19 protein-coding genes and 1 tRNA gene are annotated in these 19108 nt (G+C 51.1%); 9 read left to right on the top strand and 11 right to left on the bottom strand.

The features are described 5' to 3' along the window. Nucleotides 1–67: 67 nt before the first annotated feature. The 3 genes from hydF to GJQ69_RS09155 all read right to left on the bottom strand — a co-directional run bounded on the left by hydF (nucleotide 68) and on the right by GJQ69_RS09155 (nucleotide 2349). Nucleotides 68–1306: a [FeFe] hydrogenase H-cluster maturation GTPase HydF gene (gene hydF / locus GJQ69_RS09165; RefSeq protein WP_174193568.1), complete on the bottom strand. Its 1239-nt coding sequence runs from the start codon at nucleotides 1304–1306 to the stop codon at nucleotides 68–70. A 92-nt stretch (nucleotides 1307–1398) separates the two neighbouring features. Further along, nucleotides 1399–1474 (bottom strand) — tRNA-Thr (locus tag GJQ69_RS09160). 104 nt (nucleotides 1475–1578) lie between these two features. Further along, the gene (locus tag GJQ69_RS09155; protein ID WP_086036683.1) at nucleotides 1579–2349 is read right to left on the bottom strand and encodes a M15 family metallopeptidase; all 771 of its coding nucleotides are present in this window, start codon (nucleotides 2347–2349) and stop codon (nucleotides 1579–1581) included. A gap of 127 nt (nucleotides 2350–2476) precedes the next feature. Here GJQ69_RS09155 and GJQ69_RS09150 point away from each other — a divergent pair, with 127 nt between their 5' ends. The 8 genes from GJQ69_RS09150 (at nucleotide 2477) to GJQ69_RS09115 (ending at nucleotide 10431) form a co-directional block, all read left to right on the top strand. Further along, nucleotides 2477–2920: a DUF4830 domain-containing protein gene (locus tag GJQ69_RS09150; protein ID WP_174193566.1), complete on the top strand. Its 444-nt coding sequence runs from the start codon at nucleotides 2477–2479 to the stop codon at nucleotides 2918–2920. 49 nt (nucleotides 2921–2969) lie between these two features. Further along, the gene (locus tag GJQ69_RS09145; protein ID WP_086036681.1) at nucleotides 2970–3710 is read left to right on the top strand and encodes a pseudouridine synthase; all 741 of its coding nucleotides are present in this window, start codon (nucleotides 2970–2972) and stop codon (nucleotides 3708–3710) included. 189 nt (nucleotides 3711–3899) lie between these two features. After that, nucleotides 3900–5012: an ABC transporter ATP-binding protein gene (locus GJQ69_RS09140; protein WP_086036680.1), complete on the top strand. Its 1113-nt coding sequence runs from the start codon at nucleotides 3900–3902 to the stop codon at nucleotides 5010–5012. A gap of 271 nt (nucleotides 5013–5283) precedes the next feature. Beyond that, nucleotides 5284–6369, top strand: a complete 1086-nt coding sequence (locus tag GJQ69_RS09135; RefSeq protein WP_174193565.1) for a PucR family transcriptional regulator — start codon at nucleotides 5284–5286, stop codon at nucleotides 6367–6369. A 258-nt stretch (nucleotides 6370–6627) separates the two neighbouring features. Further along, nucleotides 6628–7311: a cell division ATP-binding protein FtsE gene (ftsE, locus tag GJQ69_RS09130; protein ID WP_086036678.1), complete on the top strand. Its 684-nt coding sequence runs from the start codon at nucleotides 6628–6630 to the stop codon at nucleotides 7309–7311. Then, a complete protein-coding gene (gene ftsX, locus GJQ69_RS09125) occupies nucleotides 7308–8216 on the top strand; it encodes a permease-like cell division protein FtsX (RefSeq protein WP_086036677.1) in 909 nt (302 codons plus the stop codon). Before ftsE ends, ftsX begins: the two co-directional genes overlap by 4 nt. Further along, nucleotides 8206–9561: a murein hydrolase activator EnvC family protein gene (locus tag GJQ69_RS09120; protein WP_086036676.1), complete on the top strand. Its 1356-nt coding sequence runs from the start codon at nucleotides 8206–8208 to the stop codon at nucleotides 9559–9561. Before ftsX ends, GJQ69_RS09120 begins: the two co-directional genes overlap by 11 nt. Nucleotides 9562–9669: 108 nt before the next feature. Beyond that, nucleotides 9670–10431 carry an arginase family protein gene (locus GJQ69_RS09115; RefSeq protein WP_086036675.1) on the top strand — a complete coding sequence of 254 codons (762 nt, stop codon included), beginning with the start codon at nucleotides 9670–9672 and terminating at the stop codon, nucleotides 10429–10431. 45 nt (nucleotides 10432–10476) lie between these two features. Here the strand turns inward: GJQ69_RS09115 and GJQ69_RS09110 are convergent, their stop codons facing one another. Both GJQ69_RS09110 and GJQ69_RS09105 read right to left on the bottom strand, forming a co-directional pair. Further along, nucleotides 10477–10914, bottom strand: a complete 438-nt coding sequence (locus tag GJQ69_RS09110) for a divergent PAP2 family protein (RefSeq protein ID WP_086036674.1) — start codon at nucleotides 10912–10914, stop codon at nucleotides 10477–10479. A gap of 557 nt (nucleotides 10915–11471) precedes the next feature. Beyond that, the gene (locus tag GJQ69_RS09105) at nucleotides 11472–12245 is read right to left on the bottom strand and encodes an SDR family NAD(P)-dependent oxidoreductase (RefSeq protein ID WP_086036673.1); all 774 of its coding nucleotides are present in this window, start codon (nucleotides 12243–12245) and stop codon (nucleotides 11472–11474) included. 201 nt (nucleotides 12246–12446) lie between these two features. Between GJQ69_RS09105 and rlmD the strand changes: the two genes are divergently transcribed. Then, complete coding sequence (gene rlmD / locus GJQ69_RS09100; RefSeq protein ID WP_236849687.1) at nucleotides 12447–13595, top strand: 23S rRNA (uracil(1939)-C(5))-methyltransferase RlmD; 1149 nt, start codon at nucleotides 12447–12449, stop codon at nucleotides 13593–13595. A gap of 246 nt (nucleotides 13596–13841) precedes the next feature. Here rlmD and GJQ69_RS09095 read toward each other — a convergent pair whose 3' ends face one another. The 6 genes from GJQ69_RS09095 to GJQ69_RS09070 form a co-directional block, all read right to left on the bottom strand. Continuing rightward, entirely contained in the window at nucleotides 13842–15215 is a 1374-nt protein-coding gene (locus tag GJQ69_RS09095) for a recombinase family protein (protein ID WP_476695782.1), read from the bottom strand. Nucleotides 15216–15355: 140 nt separating this feature from the next. Continuing rightward, nucleotides 15356–16417 carry an IS3 family transposase gene (locus GJQ69_RS09090; protein ID WP_174192710.1) on the bottom strand — a complete coding sequence of 354 codons (1062 nt, stop codon included), beginning with the start codon at nucleotides 16415–16417 and terminating at the stop codon, nucleotides 15356–15358. A 2-nt stretch (nucleotides 16418–16419) separates the two neighbouring features. After that, the gene (locus GJQ69_RS09085; protein WP_174192708.1) at nucleotides 16420–16941 is read right to left on the bottom strand and encodes an HTH domain-containing protein; all 522 of its coding nucleotides are present in this window, start codon (nucleotides 16939–16941) and stop codon (nucleotides 16420–16422) included. Nucleotides 16942–17026: 85 nt separating this feature from the next. Further along, entirely contained in the window at nucleotides 17027–17215 is a 189-nt protein-coding gene (locus tag GJQ69_RS09080; RefSeq protein ID WP_174193561.1) for a hypothetical protein, read from the bottom strand. Next, entirely contained in the window at nucleotides 17205–18464 is a 1260-nt protein-coding gene (locus tag GJQ69_RS09075; RefSeq protein ID WP_174193559.1) for a site-specific DNA-methyltransferase, read from the bottom strand. The genes GJQ69_RS09080 and GJQ69_RS09075 overlap by 11 nt, the downstream gene beginning before the upstream one ends. Further along, complete coding sequence (locus GJQ69_RS09070) at nucleotides 18465–19043, bottom strand: P27 family phage terminase small subunit (RefSeq protein ID WP_174193557.1); 579 nt, start codon at nucleotides 19041–19043, stop codon at nucleotides 18465–18467. It lies immediately after the preceding gene. Nucleotides 19044–19108: the final 65 nt, after the last annotated feature.

Below are 19108 nucleotides of genomic sequence, written 5' to 3'. Positions count from 1 at the left end.
CTATATTGTATTTACGGATAAAAGAAACCGCTGGCCCATGTGAAATGCGTGGGCGGCGGCTTTTTGTCTATGAAAGCGATTCAATACTTTTGGGGGATTCGGCCGTATCCAGAAGAGTTAGAATATCCGGAAACAGACCGAGGCTGCGCCGCAGGATTCCATTCATGTAGGCAATGGCAACGCCGTAATTTGTAATAGGAACGCCTTGGTCAGCGGCGCATTTCATACGGTATCTTACTTCCCGCGCATTCAGCATACAGCCGCCGCAGTGCAGCACCAACGCGTAGGGGGAAAGGTCCTCCGGAAAAGTGGTGCCGGAACTGGTAACAATTTTTATCTCTTTGCCAGTGAATTTTTCCAACCAGCGCGGCAGCTTCACCGTGCCGATATCATTGCACTGACGGTGATGTGTGCAGCCCTCTGAGATAAGCACGGTATCGCCGTCCTGCAGGCGGCTGATGGCGGAAGCACCCTGTACGGCAATTTTCAAGAAGCCTTTGTACCGTGCCATTAGAATGGAAAAAGAGGTCAGCGGAATGTCCTGCGGCACAGCCGCTGCGACCGCGTGGAAAGCCTGGCTGTCCGTGATGACCACAGCCGGTTTTTGGGAAAGCGACTGCAGTGCCTGTGACAGGGAATTCTCTTTAACGACAACATTGATGGCGTCCGATTCCAGCACATCACGAATCATCTGCTGCTGGGGCAGAATCATGCGGCCTTTGGGTGCGGCAGAGTCAATGGGCGTTACCAGCACCGCAATATCGCCGGGGTGCAGCAGGTCGCCGATCAGCCGGTGCGTCAGGTCTTCGGTATGTGTCAGGTGACCGATGCGCTCTTTTAGGCTGTAAATGCCCTCTTTGGTTACGGCGCTGACATACATGGCGTTCGCTGAAAGCGACGGGCGGTGTGTCAGCAGGTCACATTTATTGTAAGCAATGATATACGGAATTTCTTTTTTACGGAAAATCTGAATCAGCTGTTTTTCGCAGTCCGCCATGCCCGCCGCAGCATCTGTTACCAGTACGGCAACGTCCGATTTGTTCAGTACCTGCTTGGTTTTGCGCACACGCTGTTCCCCCAGCAGGCCTTCATCGTCAAAACCGGGGGTGTCAATAATCATAACTGGACCGAGCGGCAGCAGTTCCATGGATTTGTAAACCGGGTCCGTTGTCGTGCCTTTTGTGTCCGAAACGACCGCGAGGTCCTGGTCCGTCACCGCGTTTACCAGACTGGATTTTCCGGCGTTGCGCCGTCCGAAAAAGCCGATATGTACGCGTTCCCCGGACGGGGTGCCATTCAGCCCCATAACTGTCACTCCTTATTTTTGCAAAATAAAACTGTACACAAAAATACCCGCAGGCAAAACCAAAAGGCAGCTTTGCCAAGCGGGTCCTTGTTTGGAGCTACTGGGCGGACTCGAACCGCCGACCTGCTGATTACGAATCAGCTGCTCTACCAACTGAGCCACAGTAGCGGATAAAATCCTGTTCCGAACTTTCTTATTATATCGTAGAAATAAAGTTTCGTCAAGCATTTCCCGTATGTGCAGCGCTGTGCTTTTTTCGTGCGGATGGGTGCTTAAGCGAGATATTCTTCCAAACAGAGATTTTTCCGCTGTATTTCTTCCGCGGTGGGAACACCCACATAGCGGTAGTGCCACGGTTCAAAGATAATACCTGTTATCTGTTCCTTTCCTTTGGGGTAGCGCAGAATAAAGCCGTATGATGCAGCATTCTTTACGAGCCAGCGGCTTTCCGGTGTGCCGGCGAATGTTTCATCCAGCAGCTGATTGGAAATGCTGCCGAGGTCCACCGCCAGCCCGAGGTTGTGTTCACTGGTGCCGGGAGGTGCCACCACCGCTGCCGCGGCGGCAACAGCGGCACCGCTCTGCAGGCCGTTGCTCTGTTTGCTGCGGATTTCGTCATGATACAGCGTTGTCTGTAGGCTGATGCTGCGCCAGCCGGAACAGGCCATCAGGTGATTTCCCTCGGTGTTGCAGGCGGAAATCATTTTTTGCAGTGCACCGGACGCGCGTGCGTCAAAACGGACATTTCCCACAGCGGATGTTTTCACGGAGAAATTTGCCGGCAAGGGGTGCGAAGCATTGACCAGCCGCAGCTGCCACGACTGCCGGTCAACTGTGGGTGCGGATGACGCGGCCGAGGAGACCGGCGCGGGCGAAACGGGTGACACCGCCGCTGCGGCAGCGGAAACCGAAGAGGAAGCTGCCTGCAGGCGGGGGTGCGTGATTCCCCAGGTACATAGGGCGGCCGCGCACAGGACTGCGACACTAATCAAAAAAACAGCCTCCCGACGGCCTTTGTGCGGTGTGGGTGCATAACGATACATATCCTTCCTCCTTAATATGCCTGTCCATATTTTTGGGCGAATCTTTATTTCTGCGGCAAAGTTCTATCTTTCTCACTGCTGTCATACCGTATAATAAATGATTATGAACGGACGGGAGGGCATGACAGTGACTATTTCATTTCACGGGAAAAAGCGAAAACTGATGTTCCTGGCGGCTGTCGTGCTGGCAGCGGTCGTCGTCTTTTTTGTCTGCACAGCGCACGCGTCTGGCGGCATTCCCGGTGCGGAGAACGAGGACCGCATTCGTTTTCTGCATCAGTGCGGCTGGCAGGTGGAGGAGGAACCGTTGTCGGTACGGGAAGTCACGATTCCGAAGACCTTTTCCAAGGTATATCAACAGTACAATGCACTGAACCAGCAGGCGGGCTTTGACCTGACAAAGTCAGCAGGAAAGGTCTGCCAACAGTATGTGTATCATGTGACCAATTATGCAGGAAATCCAGATGTGCGGGCAACGCTGCTGGTCTGCCAGAAAAGAATTATCGGGGGGGACCTGTCTACCGCCGCACTGGATGGTTTTATGAAGCCGCTGCGCAAAACGGGCAGTTGAGTTCTGCAGTGATTTTCGGTATAATGCAGGGTAGGAGGGGAAATATCCAATGGCACAAATGCGTTTGGACAAACTGCTGTCCCTGCAGCTGAAAATCAGCCGAAAACAGGCCGCTGCGCTGGTACGCGGCGGCACTGTGCGGGCAGGAGAACGGATTCTGCGGGACCCGGCGGAGCATATGGAGCCGGCAGAAGTTACGGTCAGCGGCAGGGCGCTGAGGTATCAGCCGTTTTATTACCTGCTGATGAATAAGCCGACCGGTGTGCTGACCGCTGCGCGGGACCGCCGGCAGCCCGTAGTAATGGACTTGGTGCCGAAGGACCTATACCGGCGCGGCCTGCAGCCGGTCGGCCGGCTGGACAAGGACACCAGCGGTTTGCTGCTGCTGACCGATGACGGCGCACTGGCACACCGGCTGCTGTCCCCGCAGCATCATGTTTGGAAGACCTATCAGGCACGGCTCAGCTGTCCACCGCGTTCCGGCGCAGCAGAGCGTTTTGCCGAAGGGGTGGTCCTGCCGGAATTCACCTGTCTGCCGGCGGAACTTCGCCTGCTGGAAGGCGGCAGCTGCCCGCTGTATGAGGTCCGCGTACGGGAAGGAAAGTTCCACCAGGTACGGCGAATGTTTGCGGCACAGGGCAGTACTGTGACGGCGCTGTGCCGGACAGGCTTCGGCCCGCTTGTGCTGCCGGACGAGCTGCGGCCGAGTGACTGCCGCGCACTGACACCGGCGGAGGAAACTGCCCTGCGACAGGATAAGATGGACAATTTGCCCAAAAATGATGGCTAGAATTTGATAAACAGCATTGACAATATGGATGAAATTAAGGCCTCATTTTTGGCTTTTAGAAGAATTCCATAAACTGAGCAGAAGAACTTTGGATAAAACAGGGCTGTACACATTTTGCGTTATTTGCTATGATTAAAACAACCGATTTGTGCAAAAGAAAATTGAACCAAATTACAGGAGGCACATAATATGGCAAGCGTATCCCTGAAACATGTTTACAAAATTTATGACGGCGGCGTACAGGCCGTCAGCGACTTCAACCTTGAAATCGCGGATAAAGAATTTATTATTCTGGTCGGTCCTTCCGGCTGCGGCAAATCCACCACACTGCGGATGATTGCCGGTTTGGAAGACATTTCAAAGGGTGAGCTGTATATCGGCGATACCCTGGCAAACGATGTTGCGCCGAAAGACCGCGATATCGCCATGGTGTTCCAGAACTACGCCCTGTATCCGCATATGACCGTGTTTGATAATATGGCATTTGGCCTGAAGCTGCGCAAGGTCCCGAAGGACGAAATTAAGGCCCGCGTGGAAGAGGCCGCCCGTATTTTGGACATTGCCCATCTGCTGGACCGCAAGCCAAAGGCGCTGTCCGGCGGCCAGCGCCAGCGTGTTGCGCTGGGACGTGCCATTGTGCGTAACCCGAAGGTCTTCCTGCTGGACGAACCGCTGTCCAACTTGGACGCAAAGCTGCGTGCACAGATGCGTACAGAAATTAGCAAGCTGCACAAGCGCTTGGGTACAACCTTCATTTATGTTACGCATGACCAGACCGAAGCTATGACCATGGGCGACCGCATTGTTGTTATGAAGGACGGCATCATTCAGCAGGTAGATACCCCGCAGAACCTGTATGACTTCCCGGTCAATGGATTTGTGGCAGGCTTCATGGGCAGTCCGCAGATGAACTTTATCGATGCAAAAGTCAGCAAGGGTGCAAAGGGCTATGCGGTCAATTTTGGGCAGTACACACTGGCGCTGCCGGCGGACAAGGCAAAGCCGGAAATGATGGACCCTTATGTCGGCAAGGATATTGTTTTTGGTATTCGCCCCGAGCATATGCATGATGAACCGGAGTTCCTGCAGGAACACCCGCAGTACATTGCGGATGCACAGGTGGAAGTAACCGAAATGATGGGCGCAGAAACTTACCTGTACCTTGTCTGTGACGGCAACGACATGACCGCCCGTGTAGAGCCAACCTCTACGGCACAGTCCGGCGACCATATCAAGATTGCCTTTGATATGACGAAGTGCCACCTGTTTGATAAGGATTCTGAGATTACGATTCTGAACTAAAAACGCAGTGATACAGCGTAAAAAGGAACCACACTGTGTGCGGTTCCTTTTTTCTTTGCCAATTATCTGTAGGAAATAAATAAAAGTTGTGAACTTTTTTATGAAATAGTTGAAAAGCATTTAAAAAGTATGTAAAATAAATAAAGGCGCTTTTATATGAAGAGCCAGCTTTTGTGAAATCATCTATTGCATTTTTTCAGCAGCTTGTTCTTTTGCTGAACAGTGCGCTTATATATTGCTTATATATTTAGAAAAAGCGAGGGGTTCTTTTATGTCAAACAGATTATTTCAGGGCGTTATTCATCAGATGAGAGATGCGATAGACCGCACGATTGGCGTGATAGACGAAACATCGGTCATTATTGCTTGCAGTGAACTGGGACGCATCGGGGAAGTGAACGAAAGCGTTACACCGGAACTGATGATGTCACAGGAACCTTTTGTAGTCAACGGGTATACCTATAAATCTTTCGGCTGCCTGCCGCGTCCGGAGTACGCCGTGTTTGTGCTGGGCACAGACCCGGAAGCCGCCCGCTATGCTTCCCTGCTGGCGGTTTCACTTTCCAGCATTAAACAGTTTTATGATGAAAAGTATGACCGCAGCAACTTTGTGAAAAATGTCATTTTGGACAATATTCTGCCCGGTGATATTTACCTGAAGGCACGGGAACTGCACTTCGACAATGATGTCAGCCGGGTATGTATGCTGATTAAGGTTACCAATAAGACCGATATTGCTGCCTACGATGTCATTCAGAACTTGTTCCCAGACAAAAATAAGGACTTTGTTATCAATATCAATGAAACCGATATTGCACTGGTCAAGGAAATTAAGCCGGGCATCGACAGCAAGGACCTTGAAAAGCTGGCGAGCTCCATTGTGGATACCCTTTCCAGTGAATTCTACACGCACTGTGTTGTGGGCATCGGCACACCGGTGGAGGGTATTAAGGACTTGGCACGCTCCTTTAAGGAAGCACAGGTTGCACTGGAAGTCGGCAAGGTCTTTGATACCGAACGCAGCATTGTCCGGTATGACAATTTGGGAATAGCCCGTTTGATTTATCAGCTGCCGACCACACTGTGCGAAATGTTCCTGAAAGAAGTGTTCAAAAAAGGCAGCATCGACAGCCTGGACCACGAAACACTGTTTACAATCCAGCGCTTCTTTGAAAACAACCTGAATGTTTCCGAAACCAGCCGCAAGCTCTTTGTGCACCGCAACACGTTGGTGTACCGTCTGGAAAAGATTAAGAAAATCACAGGACTGGACCTGCGCCAGTTTGAGGACGCCATTGTCTTTAAGGTAGCACTCATGGTGAAAAAGTATCTGGATTCCAACCCTGTAAAGTTCTGAAAGTGAAAAATAAAAACAGGCAGCGGTTCCTGCACAGGCGGGGCGGTTGCCTGTTTTTGTCTGATTGCCTGTATCCTTTTTCCAGGTGAGGAAGGCAGGAAAGAGTGAAGCGTTTTTCCTGTACATCTGTTTACAATTTGATTACAGTATTTTTCCGTATAGGAATTATAAGAGTAAGAAGTGTGTTAGTATGATTACATACGCGGTAAATAAAAACTGTGCGTATAAATCAAATGTTTTATGATTGGAGCGATCTGCTTGATCGAGTTGAGTCATGTCAATAAGACCTACCCGAACGGCACCCGCGCCCTGTATGACGTGAGCCTGAACGTGGACAAAGGCGAGTTCGTCTTTATCGTGGGGGCCTCCGGTGCGGGGAAAAGTACGTTGCTCAAACTGATTACCTGTGAAGAAAGGCCAGACTGCGGCAATCTTACTGTAAACGGCCATGACCTGATGCATATAAAGCGCAAAGAGGTTCCTTATCTGCGGCGCACACTGGGAATGGTGTTTCAGGACTTCCGTCTGATTTCTAAGATGACAGTTTTTGAGAACGTGGCGTTTGCCATGCATATTGTCGGCGCCAGCCGGCGGGAAATAAAAAAACGTGTACCGTACATATTGGGCCTAGTGGATCTGCAGGGGAAGGCAAAATGCTATCCGGCGGAGCTATCCGGCGGTGAACAGCAGCGTGTTGGTTTGGCGCGTGCACTGGTCAATAATCCAGATATGATTATTGCGGACGAACCTACCGGCAATATTGACCCTGCTCTGTCGTTTGAGATTGTGGATCTTTTAAGTGAGATTAACCTGCGCGGGACCACTGTGCTGATGGTTACACATGAGCACAGCCTGGTGAAACAGTTTCACAGGCGCATTGTCGAGATTCAGGAAGGCCGCATAGTGGCAGATAGCAAAGAACTGGAGGCCGCTGCGCAATGAAAAATTTTAGGTATCTTTTTAAAGAGGGCATTAAAAATATCTGGACTAACCGCACCATGTCACTGGCAAGTATCGCTGTGCTGATGAGTTGCCTTTTGATGACTGGTGCAGCTGTCCTTTTCAGCTGGAACATCAAAAGTGCCATGGGTATGGTGGAAGGAAACAATTCCATTAAAGTATACATCAAACAGGAGGTCCCTTCGCTGAAGGCACTGCAGATAGGTGACCAAATTCGCAAGATGGACAACATTTCCTCCTGTGACTTCATCTCCAAAGATGACGGCATGAAAGATATGCGCAAAATGGTTGGTGAGCAGAACGCTGGTCTGTTGGATGGCCTGGAGGGTGACAACAACTGGCTGCCGAACTCCTTCCGTATTTCTATGAAGGACCTTTCTAAATATAAGGACACGGCGGCAAAAATAACAGCAATCGACGGTGTTGACAAGATTTACGATTATCAGCAGTTGGCGGATAAACTGACACACATTGACCGAATTGTTGCCAATGTCGGTGCGATTATTGTCATTGCACTTAGTTTGGTTTCGCTGTTCATCATTGCCAATACCATTCATGTAGCCATGTATTCCCACAGGCTGGAAATCAGCATTATGAAATCGGTGGGTGCCACCAACGGGTTTATCCGAGTGCCATACCTAGTGGAAGGCATGGTCACTGGTTTGGCGGCGGGCGCCATTGCTGCCGGTCTGCTGAACCTTTTGTACTATAAAATCATCAGTTCCATTGGTATCCGCGCCGTTTTCAATGTTATCAATCTGAACAGTGTTATGGTGCCGGTACTGATTGTGTTTATGCTGGCGGGCGCTGTATTCGGCGCGGCCGGCGGCATTATTTCCATAGAGCGCTATCTCAAGAAAGAAGGAGGTTCTATCGTTGGCTGGTAAGAATAAGAGAACGAAAAGAATCCTGGGCGGCATTGTTTCCCTATGCTTGTCCGCTGCACTGGTGCTTTCTCCGGCAGTGGTAACCGTGTATGCTGCGGATGATATCGATACTCTGAAGCAGAAACAGGCGGCATACGCACAACAGAAGCAGGCTAATGATACTAAGCTGAGTCAGCTGCGTCAGGATAAGAGCAAAAAAGAAGAGTACAAACAGACGCTGCAGGTCCAGATAACAACACTGCAGAACCAAATTGATACATATAATACACAAATTTCCGAACTGGATAACAATATTCTGCAGGCACAGAATGAAATTGCAGACAAGCAAACCAGCATTACAGCAGACACCAAAAAGCTGAAAAATCGGCTGTGTGCCCTGTATATGTCCGGCGGCGCGAGCAACCTGGAGATTCTGCTTTCTGCCAGCAGTGTCGCGGACCTTTCCGATAAGGCAGAGGCCCTGCAGATGGTCACGTCGCATGATACGGCACTCATTGATACGCTGAAGTCCGAAATGGCCGCAGTGAGCAAGCAGAAGAAACAGATTGAAAAGAACCGTGAGGAAGTTGCCAATGCCAAGACAGCCCTTGATGAAAAACAGAGCGAACTTTCCAGTTTGGTAAGTGAGGCACAGAGCGTTATTAACGGGATGTCTTCACAGGAAAGCAGCCTGCAGGCCGCCAGTGATGCACTGGCCAAAGAAGAGGGCGCTGCCAGTGCGGCGGTGGATCAGTGGTATGCGGCTTATCAGGCAAGCCAGAAGAAAAAGCAGATAGAAGCAGCACAGGAAAAAGCTGCTCAGCAGAAGGCCGTGGTCCAGAAGTCCAGCGAAAGCAATGCTTCTTCCACAAAGAAGAGCCGTTCTGAAAAGAGCAGCGATAATAGCAGTGATGACACAAATTCCTATTCTTCACATTCACAGGACAGTGGCGCCAGCGCTTCCGGCAGTGGCTCCATGACATGGCCAGTGCCTAGCTGCACATCGATTACGTCTCCGTTCGGTCACCGCAGCAGCCCGGGTGGTATCGGCAGCACCTACCACAAAGGCGTAGACATCAGCGGCGGCGGCATTTACGGCGCACCGATTGTTGCGGCCGACAGCGGCACGATTGTACAGGCAGGCGACAACGGCTGGGGCTATGGCAATTTGGTTATCATTGACCATGGCAACGGCATTATGACCTACTATGGCCATATGAGCAGCGTAGCTGTCGGTTCCGGTCAGACAGTGGCTAAAGGGCAGGTTATCGGCTATGTTGGCAGCACCGGCCACAGCACCGGACCGCACTGTCACTTTGAGGTGCGTGTAAACGGCACAGCTGTTGACCCGATGGGATATGTGTAAATAGAAAAAGGGCTGAAAAAGTCCGTACAGAAGCAGTCAGTCAGCGGAAAAATTCGCGGCTGGCTGCTTTTTGAATGACCGGAAAACAAGAGGAAGGAAGAACAACAGATGCAGCCGAAGATTGTCATTCTCAATTTTACCGATATTTACAGGCAGGAAACATTTTACAAAGATGTCCGTTTTGCGTTAGTAGATTGTCACGACATTCCGGGTACCAACTGTTACTGTACCCCACAGGCTGCCGATGAGATTCGCCGAAGGATACGGGATTTTCCCGCCGCAGGCATTCATTTTTTGGATTCCGGAGACTACCATTATGTTACGGGCTTCTGGCTGGAAAAAATCCAGCAGCCTTTTCATTTGCTGCTGTTCGACTACCACAGCGATATGCAGCCGCCGAAATTTCCCGGTCTGCTTTCCTGTGGCGGTTGGGTACGGGACGTGATGGACCGCAGTCCCTTTCTGCAGAAGATTTGCATTGTGGGTCCGGACCAGTCCGCTTTCGCGTCTGTTGAGGAACCGTACCGCAGCCGCTTGCTGGCAGTAAGCCTGCAGGCACTGCAGGAAAAAGAAACATGGGCGCAGCTGGAACAGCTAAAGGGTGGTATACCAATCTATATTTCCATTGATAAAGATGTACTGAATACCTATTTTGCCTGCACAGACTGGAGTCAGGGGAAGATGTCCTTGGCAGTGCTGGAACGTCTGCTGCGGCTGTTTGAGCGCGGCAGTCCAGTGCTGGGAATCGACATCTGCGGGGAATGCAAAAAGGATATGCTACCCTTCCTGCTGCAGCAGGGGGAACAGGTTAACAGCCGCACCAATTTAGAACTGCTGCGCTTTTTGCTGCGCGGCAGTCAGAGAAAATAAAAAGGGTCTCTGCAAAACAAATGCTTTGCAGAGACCTTCGTTTGTTTAATTAGGAAGCGGCAGGAATACTTTGAATATCAATAGAGAAATCAAAATACCTAAAAGACCGCCGCACGTTACTTCCAGTGGGCGGTGGCCCAGCCGTGTTTCCAGCGGCGGAGTGTTTTTTTCCGGTTCCACTCTGGCTTCCAATCGGTTCAGTGTGGCTGCGTGCAGCCCGGACTGCCAGCGGATACCCAGTGCATCGTAAATAACAACAGCGGCTAGTGCTACGCCCAGCGCAAACGCAACAGAGTCAAAGCCACAGACCATGCCACAGCCAAAGGCAGTGGAACAGACAAAGGCGGAGTGGGAGCTGGGCATACCGCCTGTTCCAATCCAGTCGTGCAGGGTTAGTTCCTGGTGGCGAACCAGACAGACTGCCACCTTAATCAGCTGCGCTGCCAGCCATGCCAGCACTGCAGATACAATAATCCAGTTCATAAATCCTCCTGATAAAGCAGCTGCCTTTTCGGAATGCCGCGGCAAGCGCTGCCTTGTGGGTAAACATACCTCTCTTTTTACATTTCCAACAGGTGTAACTCTTTTATTATACCTTTCTGTACCAGCAAAGTAAAGAATAGAAGTTCATAAAAACGGCCAGTTTTGGTCAGCTGTTTTTGCCGCCGCGCAGCGGAGCAGAAAAGGATAAAAATGAAACAATCATTTACACGTGTTTCATAAATTGTCTATATTACAGGAAATAACGCGAAAAATGTACAAAAAAGAATTTCTATAAAAAAATATTTCAAAAGGGCTTGATTTTTTAAAAAGGGGTGTTAAGATATAGCCAACAAAGAAAGACAGGGGTGAGTCCAATGGCACAGGAAAGCGCAGAAGCGCAGAATCCAGTTTGCGAAAGGACCGATGCCTATTTGAGTGGTTTGTTTTCTTCCGATTTTGAATAGATGATTTTCATTTTTCTGTTTTAACGGAATATATTTCTCCTGTTAAAAGCGTCTGCGGGCCTTATGGTCTGCGGACGCTTTTGTGTTCTGCGTCTAGATACGGCGAAGCAGTTCCCAAATGGCAATCATGACACAATGCGGAATGAATTTTGCGGTAATGCGGTGAACAAAGCTGACTGGGCTTGGGGTAGATACTGCAAGGTCCAGCTGACTGTCCCACAGGGCCAGCTTCACCACACTGTGGGCATGACTTGCCAGCGGAAAATGACGCACGGCCTTTGCGTCTTTGGTTTTCCGGGCAGTGGGAATGAATTCAGTATCCTTTACCCAGTACGGACATACCGCAGTTGTATGAATGCCGCGGGGAAACAGCTCCCAGCGCAGGGCGCGACTGTAGCGCAGAAGAAAAGCTTTGCTGGCCGCATAAACACCCAGCCCGGGCAGCGGCTGAAAACCGGCGGTCGAGCAGATTTCCAGAATGCGTGCTCCCTTCCGCATATAGGGAAGGGCAAGCATGGTCATGTCTACTGCCGCACGGCAGTTCAAGTCAATCATGCCGTCACAGTCACAGCGGGAAATGTCCGCATAACTGCCCATTTTTCCGAACCCAGCTGCATTGACCAGAATGCGGATGTCCGGTTTTTCCCGTTGTAAAAGCGCTTGCAGCTGCTGAAGGCTTTTCTGATGGGTAAGGTCCAGTGCGACGGGCCGCACCTGTACAGATGAAATTTCCGCTGCCAACTGCTGCAGGCGGGTTTCCCGGCGGGCAATCACCCAGATTTCATCTAATGGTTCAGTTTCGCTGATTTGGCGGACAAATTCGCGCCCCAGACCGCTGGAGGCACCGGTCACAATGGCAATCTGCATAGGACCTCCTTGCTGGCAAAGCTGTACCGCCCTGCCGTTTTGTATTTTTTTCCTGTTTATAGTATAACGCATTCCATAGTCCCGAAACAAGGGAATTATAAAACTGCTGTTGAGGCAGGCTTGTTTCTATTTGTTTTTTGTTTTACAATGGATTCATCCTTACGAAAATAATAAAGAATGTTAAGAATCAGGTGTATCAAATTGGAAAATAAACAGTGCCCACTGTACCGTAAATGCGGCGGCTGTCAGCTGCAGAACATGGACTATGCCCGGCAGCTGGAATGGAAACAGAACCGTACACGGAAACTGCTGGGAAAGTTCGGGAAGATTGAGCCTATTTTAGGCATGAAAAATCCCTACTACTACCGGAATAAAGTGCAGGCGGCTTTTGCACAGGACCGCCGCGGCAATATCGTTTCCGGCGTGTATCAATCCAGTACGCATCGGGTGGTGCCGGTGAAGTCCTGCCTGACAGAGGATCAAACCGCGGATAAGATTATGGCAACGGTTCGTCAGCTGTTGAAAAGCTTTAAACTGCACCCCTATGATGAGCGTACGGAACGCGGTTTTCTGCGCCATGTATTGGTTAAGCGCGGTTTTCAAAGCGGACAGGTTATGGTTGTATTGGTTGTCAGCAATTCCATTTTTCCGGCCAAAAAGTTTACGGCGGCGCTCTGCCAAAAGCACCCGGAAATTACAACAGTTCTGCTGAATATCAATCGTCACCATACCAGCATGGTGTTGGGGGAACAGGAAAAGGTCCTGTATGGACCGGGGTATATTGAAGATACGCTGTGTGGCTGCCGATTTCGCATTTCTGCAAAGAGTTTTTACCAGATTAACCCTGTCCAGTGTGAAGTTCTGTACAGCAAGGCCATGGAGTATGCGCAACTGACGGGAAAAGAAAGCGTTATCGATGCCTATTGTGGGATTGGCACCATCGGCATGGTAGCTGCGAAAAAGGCCGGCCAGGTACTGGGCATTGAGCTGAACCGCGATGCCGTGCGGGATGCGGCGGCAAATGCCCGGCAGAATGGACTGCACAACATTCACTTTGTGTGTGCGGACGCAACGGATTATCTGACCGAGATGACAGAGGAGGGCATTCGCCCCGATGTTGTCTTTATGGATCCGCCCCGTGCCGGCAGTACCGAGCGTTTTTTGCTTTCTCTTTCGGAGCTGGCGCCGCAGCGAGTGGTTTATATTTCCTGTAATCCGGAAACGCAGGCGCGTGACCTGCAGTATCTTTGTGAACTCGGTTATGCGGTACAAAAAATACAGCCGGTCGATATGTTCCCGCATACCAATCATGTTGAGACGGTAGTATTGATGTCAAGGGTCAGGGACTAAGGGGTGAGCAAAGCCTTATTTTAAGCCATTCCTGCACACCTGACCATTTTGCAAAAGGATGGTTCAATTAAGGAAAAACTCTCTGGGGGGGAACTTATCGACCGAGCTATTTTACAAGGTTGAGACTCGTGATTAGATATTTGGTAGGTTGAGACTCGTGATTGGATGTAGTGTTCCAGTTGGATGTCATAAAAGATAAAAAGAGAGCAGGCTGCTCCGGGAGCAATCCCATGAGCAAGCCTGCTCTTATTCGTTGATGTCGATCTCAAGCCCTGATTTGAACCGGACGGTGAAGTGGTCGTCGTAAACGGTGATCTGCTGGATCAGCTTTCGGACGAGGCTTTCGTCGAATTCGGTGATTTCGGATTGCTGACTACCAATGAAGTCCTGCAGCTCGGCGATGCGCTTCCGGGTCTCCTTGCGGCTGCGGGTGTCTGCCTCGGCCTGTGATTTCTGCCCGCGCAGCGTAAAGATTTCATCGGCGATGGCATCGTAGTCCTGCTTGCTGTTGGCCTTTCGGATGAGCTCTTTCTGCAGCTCGTCGAGCCGTGCCTGGATACCGTCCGGGCTCATCGTGTCGGCGGCCATTATAGCTTTTGCTATGTTCTCCTGCATCTGCCGGAGGAAACCGTCGCTATCGGTGAGTATCCGATTGAAGGCCTTGACCGTGACCTCTTGCAATAGGTCTTCCTTGACGGTTCGGCTGATGCAGTTCATGGCGGCGCGGCTGGGTTCAAGGCGGCTGATGCATCGCCAGACGATGCTCTTGCAGCCGTGGTTATTCCAGTGGACGCGCCGGTAGAGCTCGCCGCATTCTCCGCAGACGACCATCTGAGAGAAGCAGTTGTTGCCGGAGTAGATGCGCTTCTGGCCGTTCGGCCCAGTGTGAACCTTCCTGCGTCGCACAAGCTCCGCCTGCACCTGCATGAAGATTTCCTTCGGAATGATGGCTTCATGGTCATCTTCCACATAGTATTGCGGCAGGGCACCGGAGTTGCGTACGCGTTTCTTGGTGAGAAAGTCCGTGGTTACGGTTTTCTGAAGCAGGGCGTCGCCCATGTATTTCTCGTTTCGGAGAATTTTGTTGATGGTGGAGTCGTACCATTTTGTCTTGCCCGCGCCGGTGAGGATGCCGTCCTGCTCCAGTCCTTCGGCGATCTTCTTCATGGAGAGCCCTTCGAGGTACTCGCGGTAGATCCGCTTGACGACCTCCGCCTGTTCCGGGTCGATGACGAGGTGCCCGTCGCTGTCCTTGGTGTATCCGAGGAAGTGATTGTGGTTGACCTGCACCTTTCCCTGCTGGTAGCGGTACTGTAGTCCGAGCTTCACGTTCTGGGAAAGGGACTGGGATTCCTGCTGCGCGAGGCTTGCCATGATGGTGATCAGAACCTCGCCCTTGGAGTCCATCGTGTTGATGGATTCCTTCTCGAACCAGACCGCGATGTTCTTGTCCTTTAGAAGCCGGATGTACTTGAGGCAGTCGAGCGTGTTGCGGGCGAATCGGCTGATGCTCTTGGTGATGATCATGTCGATGTTTCCGGCCATGCATTCGTCGATCATGCGGTTGAATTCATCACGCTTCTTTGTGTTGGTGCCACTGATTCCGTCGTCGGCGAAGATTCCGGCAAGCTCTGAAGTGTACCCCGTTGTTCGGACAAAATAATCAAACTTGAAATCCGAAAGCTGAATCCGTGATATAATGTTCCTGCTTTACTGACAGACAGGATAGGGCAACGCTGGAGAGCGACCCGAGCGGGCTGTCAGGTTTGCGGGGAAGGCGGAGCTTTGGCTTCGTCTTTTTCTTTGCCTTTCCCGGAAACAAAAGCGTTAAACTCCGGGGGGTTGGGGGCAGCGCCCCCAAATGTATCCAACGGATAAATTCCCGTCATGACAAACTTGTAGTACTCACACGGCGAGAGCTTGGCAAGGCTCCATTGATACCGGTCGTTGTTATAATACTCAATCCAAGCGTAAACACGTTCAGCAATTACTGCATGTCCATAAGATCCAACCGGTGGCAGTTCATCCTTCATGTGTCCAAATAGGCTTTCCTGCGGTGCATTGTCCCAACAATTTCCTCTGCGGGACATGGATTGACGGAGGTTGTAATCATTCAGAATGGCAACGAATTTAGAACTGGTGTATTGGCATCCTTGATCTGAATGGATCAGGGCGTCCGTGTGAAGTTCAGACCCATGCTTTTCCATCAGTTGATTTACGGTGTCCAAGACGAAATCTGTATCACAGGAGTTACTGCAGGTACAGGCCAAAACTTCTTTTGTGAATGCGTCCATGATCACACAGACGTATGAATAATAGTAAGCTCGTTGGCTGCTATCTCGGTGTACCGGTCTCGGAATATATGTAATGTCCGTCAGCAGAACAGTGCGCGGTCCAAATGACTTAAACTGTCTGTTTAGTATGTTCGGAGCTGTCCTGTTTTCCTGTAGACGCTTGCCGAGCTTGCGGTACGGATTTACCTTTCGTACCGGACATACGAGGTGATACTTTTTCATCAGTCTGCGAATCTTCTTTGTGTTCATAAGCACCGGGGGATCCTGATGCCGCAGTCTCATGTGTATACCGCGTGCGCCTTTTGAATATCCGCGGAAATTGTATGCAGCCACAATGAGGTCAAAGTCTCTTTGATCGGCCTCATCGGATGCTGTCCGCTCGGTCTGATGTCCACGCCAGTAATAAAATCCCGAACGAGATACGCCTGCTATTTCACAAAGATAAGAAATATTCAGAAGATTGTCATCCTGGCTAATGGTTTCATTTATGATGCGGTAGCGGACTTCTGGGGAACCATTCATATACATGGCTATTTCCCTTTCTTCTCCGCAAATATAATTTTTTTTATAAACTCAATCTCTTGGGACATGTAGGCAACCTTCGCAGCGAGATGGTTTATTTCTGACTCGCTCATCAATGGAGGATGCCCTTTGTTTGCCCTACGAGGCGGCGCTGGCAGTGGAGGTGCATCCTCGTTGTCATCCGGATAAGGATCATTTCCTTCGGTAAACTCGAGGCCACGTCCTTTTGCTTGCCGCAGAAGCTTAAAAAAGCCGAGAATGCGTGCACGTCCTAATGTCTCCGGGTTGAGGCCGACCTCAGAAAAAATCTGTATCGGATCGACCCCATCGCAGTACCGTTGCCAAGCTGCATCTTTAAAAGCTTTTGTGTATGACACTGTTTTGCTTGAGACATATGCCACATGAGGCGAGTCCGTGAGTTCCTTGAGTTGTTCTGCAGAGAACGCAGCATGCTCATATGTGCCGTCAGGATTCTTTTTCTTACGGCCTGCACCAGGACGTGAACCCCCACGATTACTGCTGTTTGCCATTGATAATTCCTCCTTTTGCAGAGAGAAATGATTTCAAATACAGATATTATAGCATTATCTGTCCGGTCTGTGGATGCAAACTATATTATCTGTCCGAAAACTTGATTTCCAACTCTGCGATTTGTGTGATGATTTTGATTTCACACTCTCGAATTTCAATCAATGACTGTCCAAATTTCGGGGTACGGATCAGGGTAATGCCGGAAATCAAGCCGCCCAAAGGAAACCCGCCCGAACCGTCAAAGAGACTGCCGAGCGTCAGGTTAGGTTTCATCCGGCAGTTCCACCTCCTTGACAAGGTCTGCATACATCAGCTTTTTGCCGTTTCGGACTACATACACATTTTCCGTGTCGGACGTGTTTTCCACATACCGGCGGAGAATGACGGATGCGTATTTCGGATCAAGCTCCATCATCATGCAGGTGCGGTTCAGCTGCTCGCAAGCCATCAGCGTGGAGCCGGAACCGCCGAATGTGTCGATGACGACGGCATTTTCCTGCGTGGAGTTTTGAATCGGGCAGCCGAGCAGGTCAAGCGGCTTTGACGTCGGGTGATCCTTGTTCCGCTTTGGCTTGTCATAATTCCAGATGGTGGTCTGCCTGCGGTCTGCGTACCACGGGTGCCTGCCGTTTTGCAGAAATCCGTAAAGCACAGGCTCGTGCTGCCACTGATAATCCGAGCGTCCCAGCACCAGGGAATTCTTCACCCAGATGCAGACACCCGCCAAATGGAACCCGGCGTCAATGAATGCCTTTCTGAAATTCAGCCCCTCGGTGTCCGCATGAAAACAATAGGCCGCGCCGCCCTTTTCAAGATGGTCCGCCATGTTTTTAAAAGCCGAGAGCAGAAAGTTGTAGAATTCCTCGCCCTTCAGGCTGTCGTTCTGGATGGTCAAGCCGTCCGATGCCTTGAAGGAAACGCCGTATGGAGGGTCTGTCAGGATGAGGTTTGCGCGCTTTCCGTCCATGAGTTTTGCCACATCATCGGCGGAGGTGGCGTCGCCGCACATCAGCCTGTGCCGTCCGACTGTCCAGATGTCGCCCGGCGCTGCAAAGGATGCCTTTTCCAAAGCGGCGCTCAGGTCGAAGTCGTCATCCTCGATGTCCTTATCGGTTCCGCCGCCCAGTAATTTCTCAAGCTCCTTTTCGTCGAAGCCGAGAAGCGAGAGGTCGAATGCGTTATCCTGCAGGTCGGACAATTCGACCGACAGCATTTCCTCGTCCCATCCGGCATTCAGCGCCAGCTGGTTGTCGGCAAGGATATACGCCCGTTTTTGCGCGTCCGTAAGGTTCTCGGCGAATACGCAGGGAACGGTTTCGTAGCCTTCCTCGCGGGCGGCCTTGATTCTGCCGTGGCCGACAAGAATGTTATAGTCGTGGTCAATGACCGCGGGAGAAACGAATCCGAATTCACGCAGGGAGCTTCTCAACTGTGCAATCTGCTCCCTACTGTGCGTCCGGGCGTTCCGGGCATAGGGCACCAGCTTATCAATGGATACCTGTTCTAATCTTTGTGTGTTCATCTATATTCCTTTCCGGGCGCGGAGCAGGCGCTCCATCGTGTCATTCGGGCTTCCCTCAAAATCTTCCGTGCAGTTCTGTTTCACCACGTCAAAAATTTCGTACCAGATGAGATTTGCTGTTTTCTGATACTGCTGCGACATCTGCACGAACGGAGACGTCACCACGCCGCCGGTTGTCGGATGCTTTCCCAAAAGACCGAAAGTGCTGATTGCGTCCTCGCACTGAATATACCGTGCAAACGCCTGCGCGTAGGATTCGATGAGCCGTTTGTTCACAAGGTTCTCGCAGCGGCGTTCCTTCAGCCACAGCCAGGTTTCCTTGTAGATGATGTCCGCACCGAGCGGCTGGCCGTTTTTCTGCTTTGCCGACAGGTATTCATCGGGCTTTGGCATATCCGCGCCTTCGAGCACCGCGCCTTCCGGCAGGTCGACCGCTTCAAGCTCGTCGTAATCAAGCTCCGGCACATCGTTGTTCATGATTCTTGCTTTGTGTCCGCTGTTGATTTTCTCCGCGGCAGGTGCCGGTTTGTCGCCGGCCCGGACACGTCTGCCGCCTCGATAGGTTCCGTCTTTTGCCACAACCCGCACCTCCTTTGCTGGCAGCGTTCAGCCGGGCAGGGGGTTAATCCCCTGTTTGAACCGGA

Origin of the sequence: Caproicibacterium lactatifermentans, assembly GCF_013315815.1 — a bacterium.
Classification (GTDB): Bacteria; Bacillota; Clostridia; order Oscillospirales; family Acutalibacteraceae; genus Caproicibacterium; species Caproicibacterium lactatifermentans.
Note: the sequence above shows the minus strand (reverse complement) of the source record. Positions and strands in the feature narration are given on the sequence as shown.

Bases quoted from the DNA above. Each gene is read 5' to 3' on its own strand.
- GJQ69_RS09135 (WP_174193565.1), top strand. From the start codon at position 5,284: ATGTCAAACAGATTATTTCAGGGCGTTATTCATCAGATGAGAGATGCG.
- GJQ69_RS09140 (WP_086036680.1), top strand. From the start codon at position 3,900: ATGGCAAGCGTATCCCTGAAACATGTTTACAAAATTTATGACGGCGGC.
- GJQ69_RS09115 (WP_086036675.1), top strand. From the start codon at position 9,670: ATGCAGCCGAAGATTGTCATTCTCAATTTTACCGATATTTACAGGCAG.
- GJQ69_RS09075 (WP_174193559.1), bottom strand. From the start codon at position 18,464: ATGAACACACAAAGATTAGAACAGGTATCCATTGATAAGCTGGTGCCC.
- hydF (WP_174193568.1), bottom strand. From the start codon at position 1,306: ATGGGGCTGAATGGCACCCCGTCCGGGGAACGCGTACATATCGGCTTT.
- GJQ69_RS09090 (WP_174192710.1), bottom strand. From the start codon at position 16,417: ATGTATATGAATGGTTCCCCAGAAGTCCGCTACCGCATCATAAATGAA.
- GJQ69_RS09110 (WP_086036674.1), bottom strand. From the start codon at position 10,914: ATGAACTGGATTATTGTATCTGCAGTGCTGGCATGGCTGGCAGCGCAG.
- ftsX (WP_086036677.1), top strand. From the start codon at position 7,308: ATGAAAAATTTTAGGTATCTTTTTAAAGAGGGCATTAAAAATATCTGG.
- GJQ69_RS09145 (WP_086036681.1), top strand. From the start codon at position 2,970: ATGGCACAAATGCGTTTGGACAAACTGCTGTCCCTGCAGCTGAAAATC.
- GJQ69_RS09155 (WP_086036683.1), bottom strand. From the start codon at position 2,349: ATGTATCGTTATGCACCCACACCGCACAAAGGCCGTCGGGAGGCTGTT.
- GJQ69_RS09085 (WP_174192708.1), bottom strand. From the start codon at position 16,941: ATGGCAAACAGCAGTAATCGTGGGGGTTCACGTCCTGGTGCAGGCCGT.
- GJQ69_RS09080 (WP_174193561.1), bottom strand. From the start codon at position 17,215: ATGAAACCTAACCTGACGCTCGGCAGTCTCTTTGACGGTTCGGGCGGG.
- GJQ69_RS09105 (WP_086036673.1), bottom strand. From the start codon at position 12,245: ATGCAGATTGCCATTGTGACCGGTGCCTCCAGCGGTCTGGGGCGCGAA.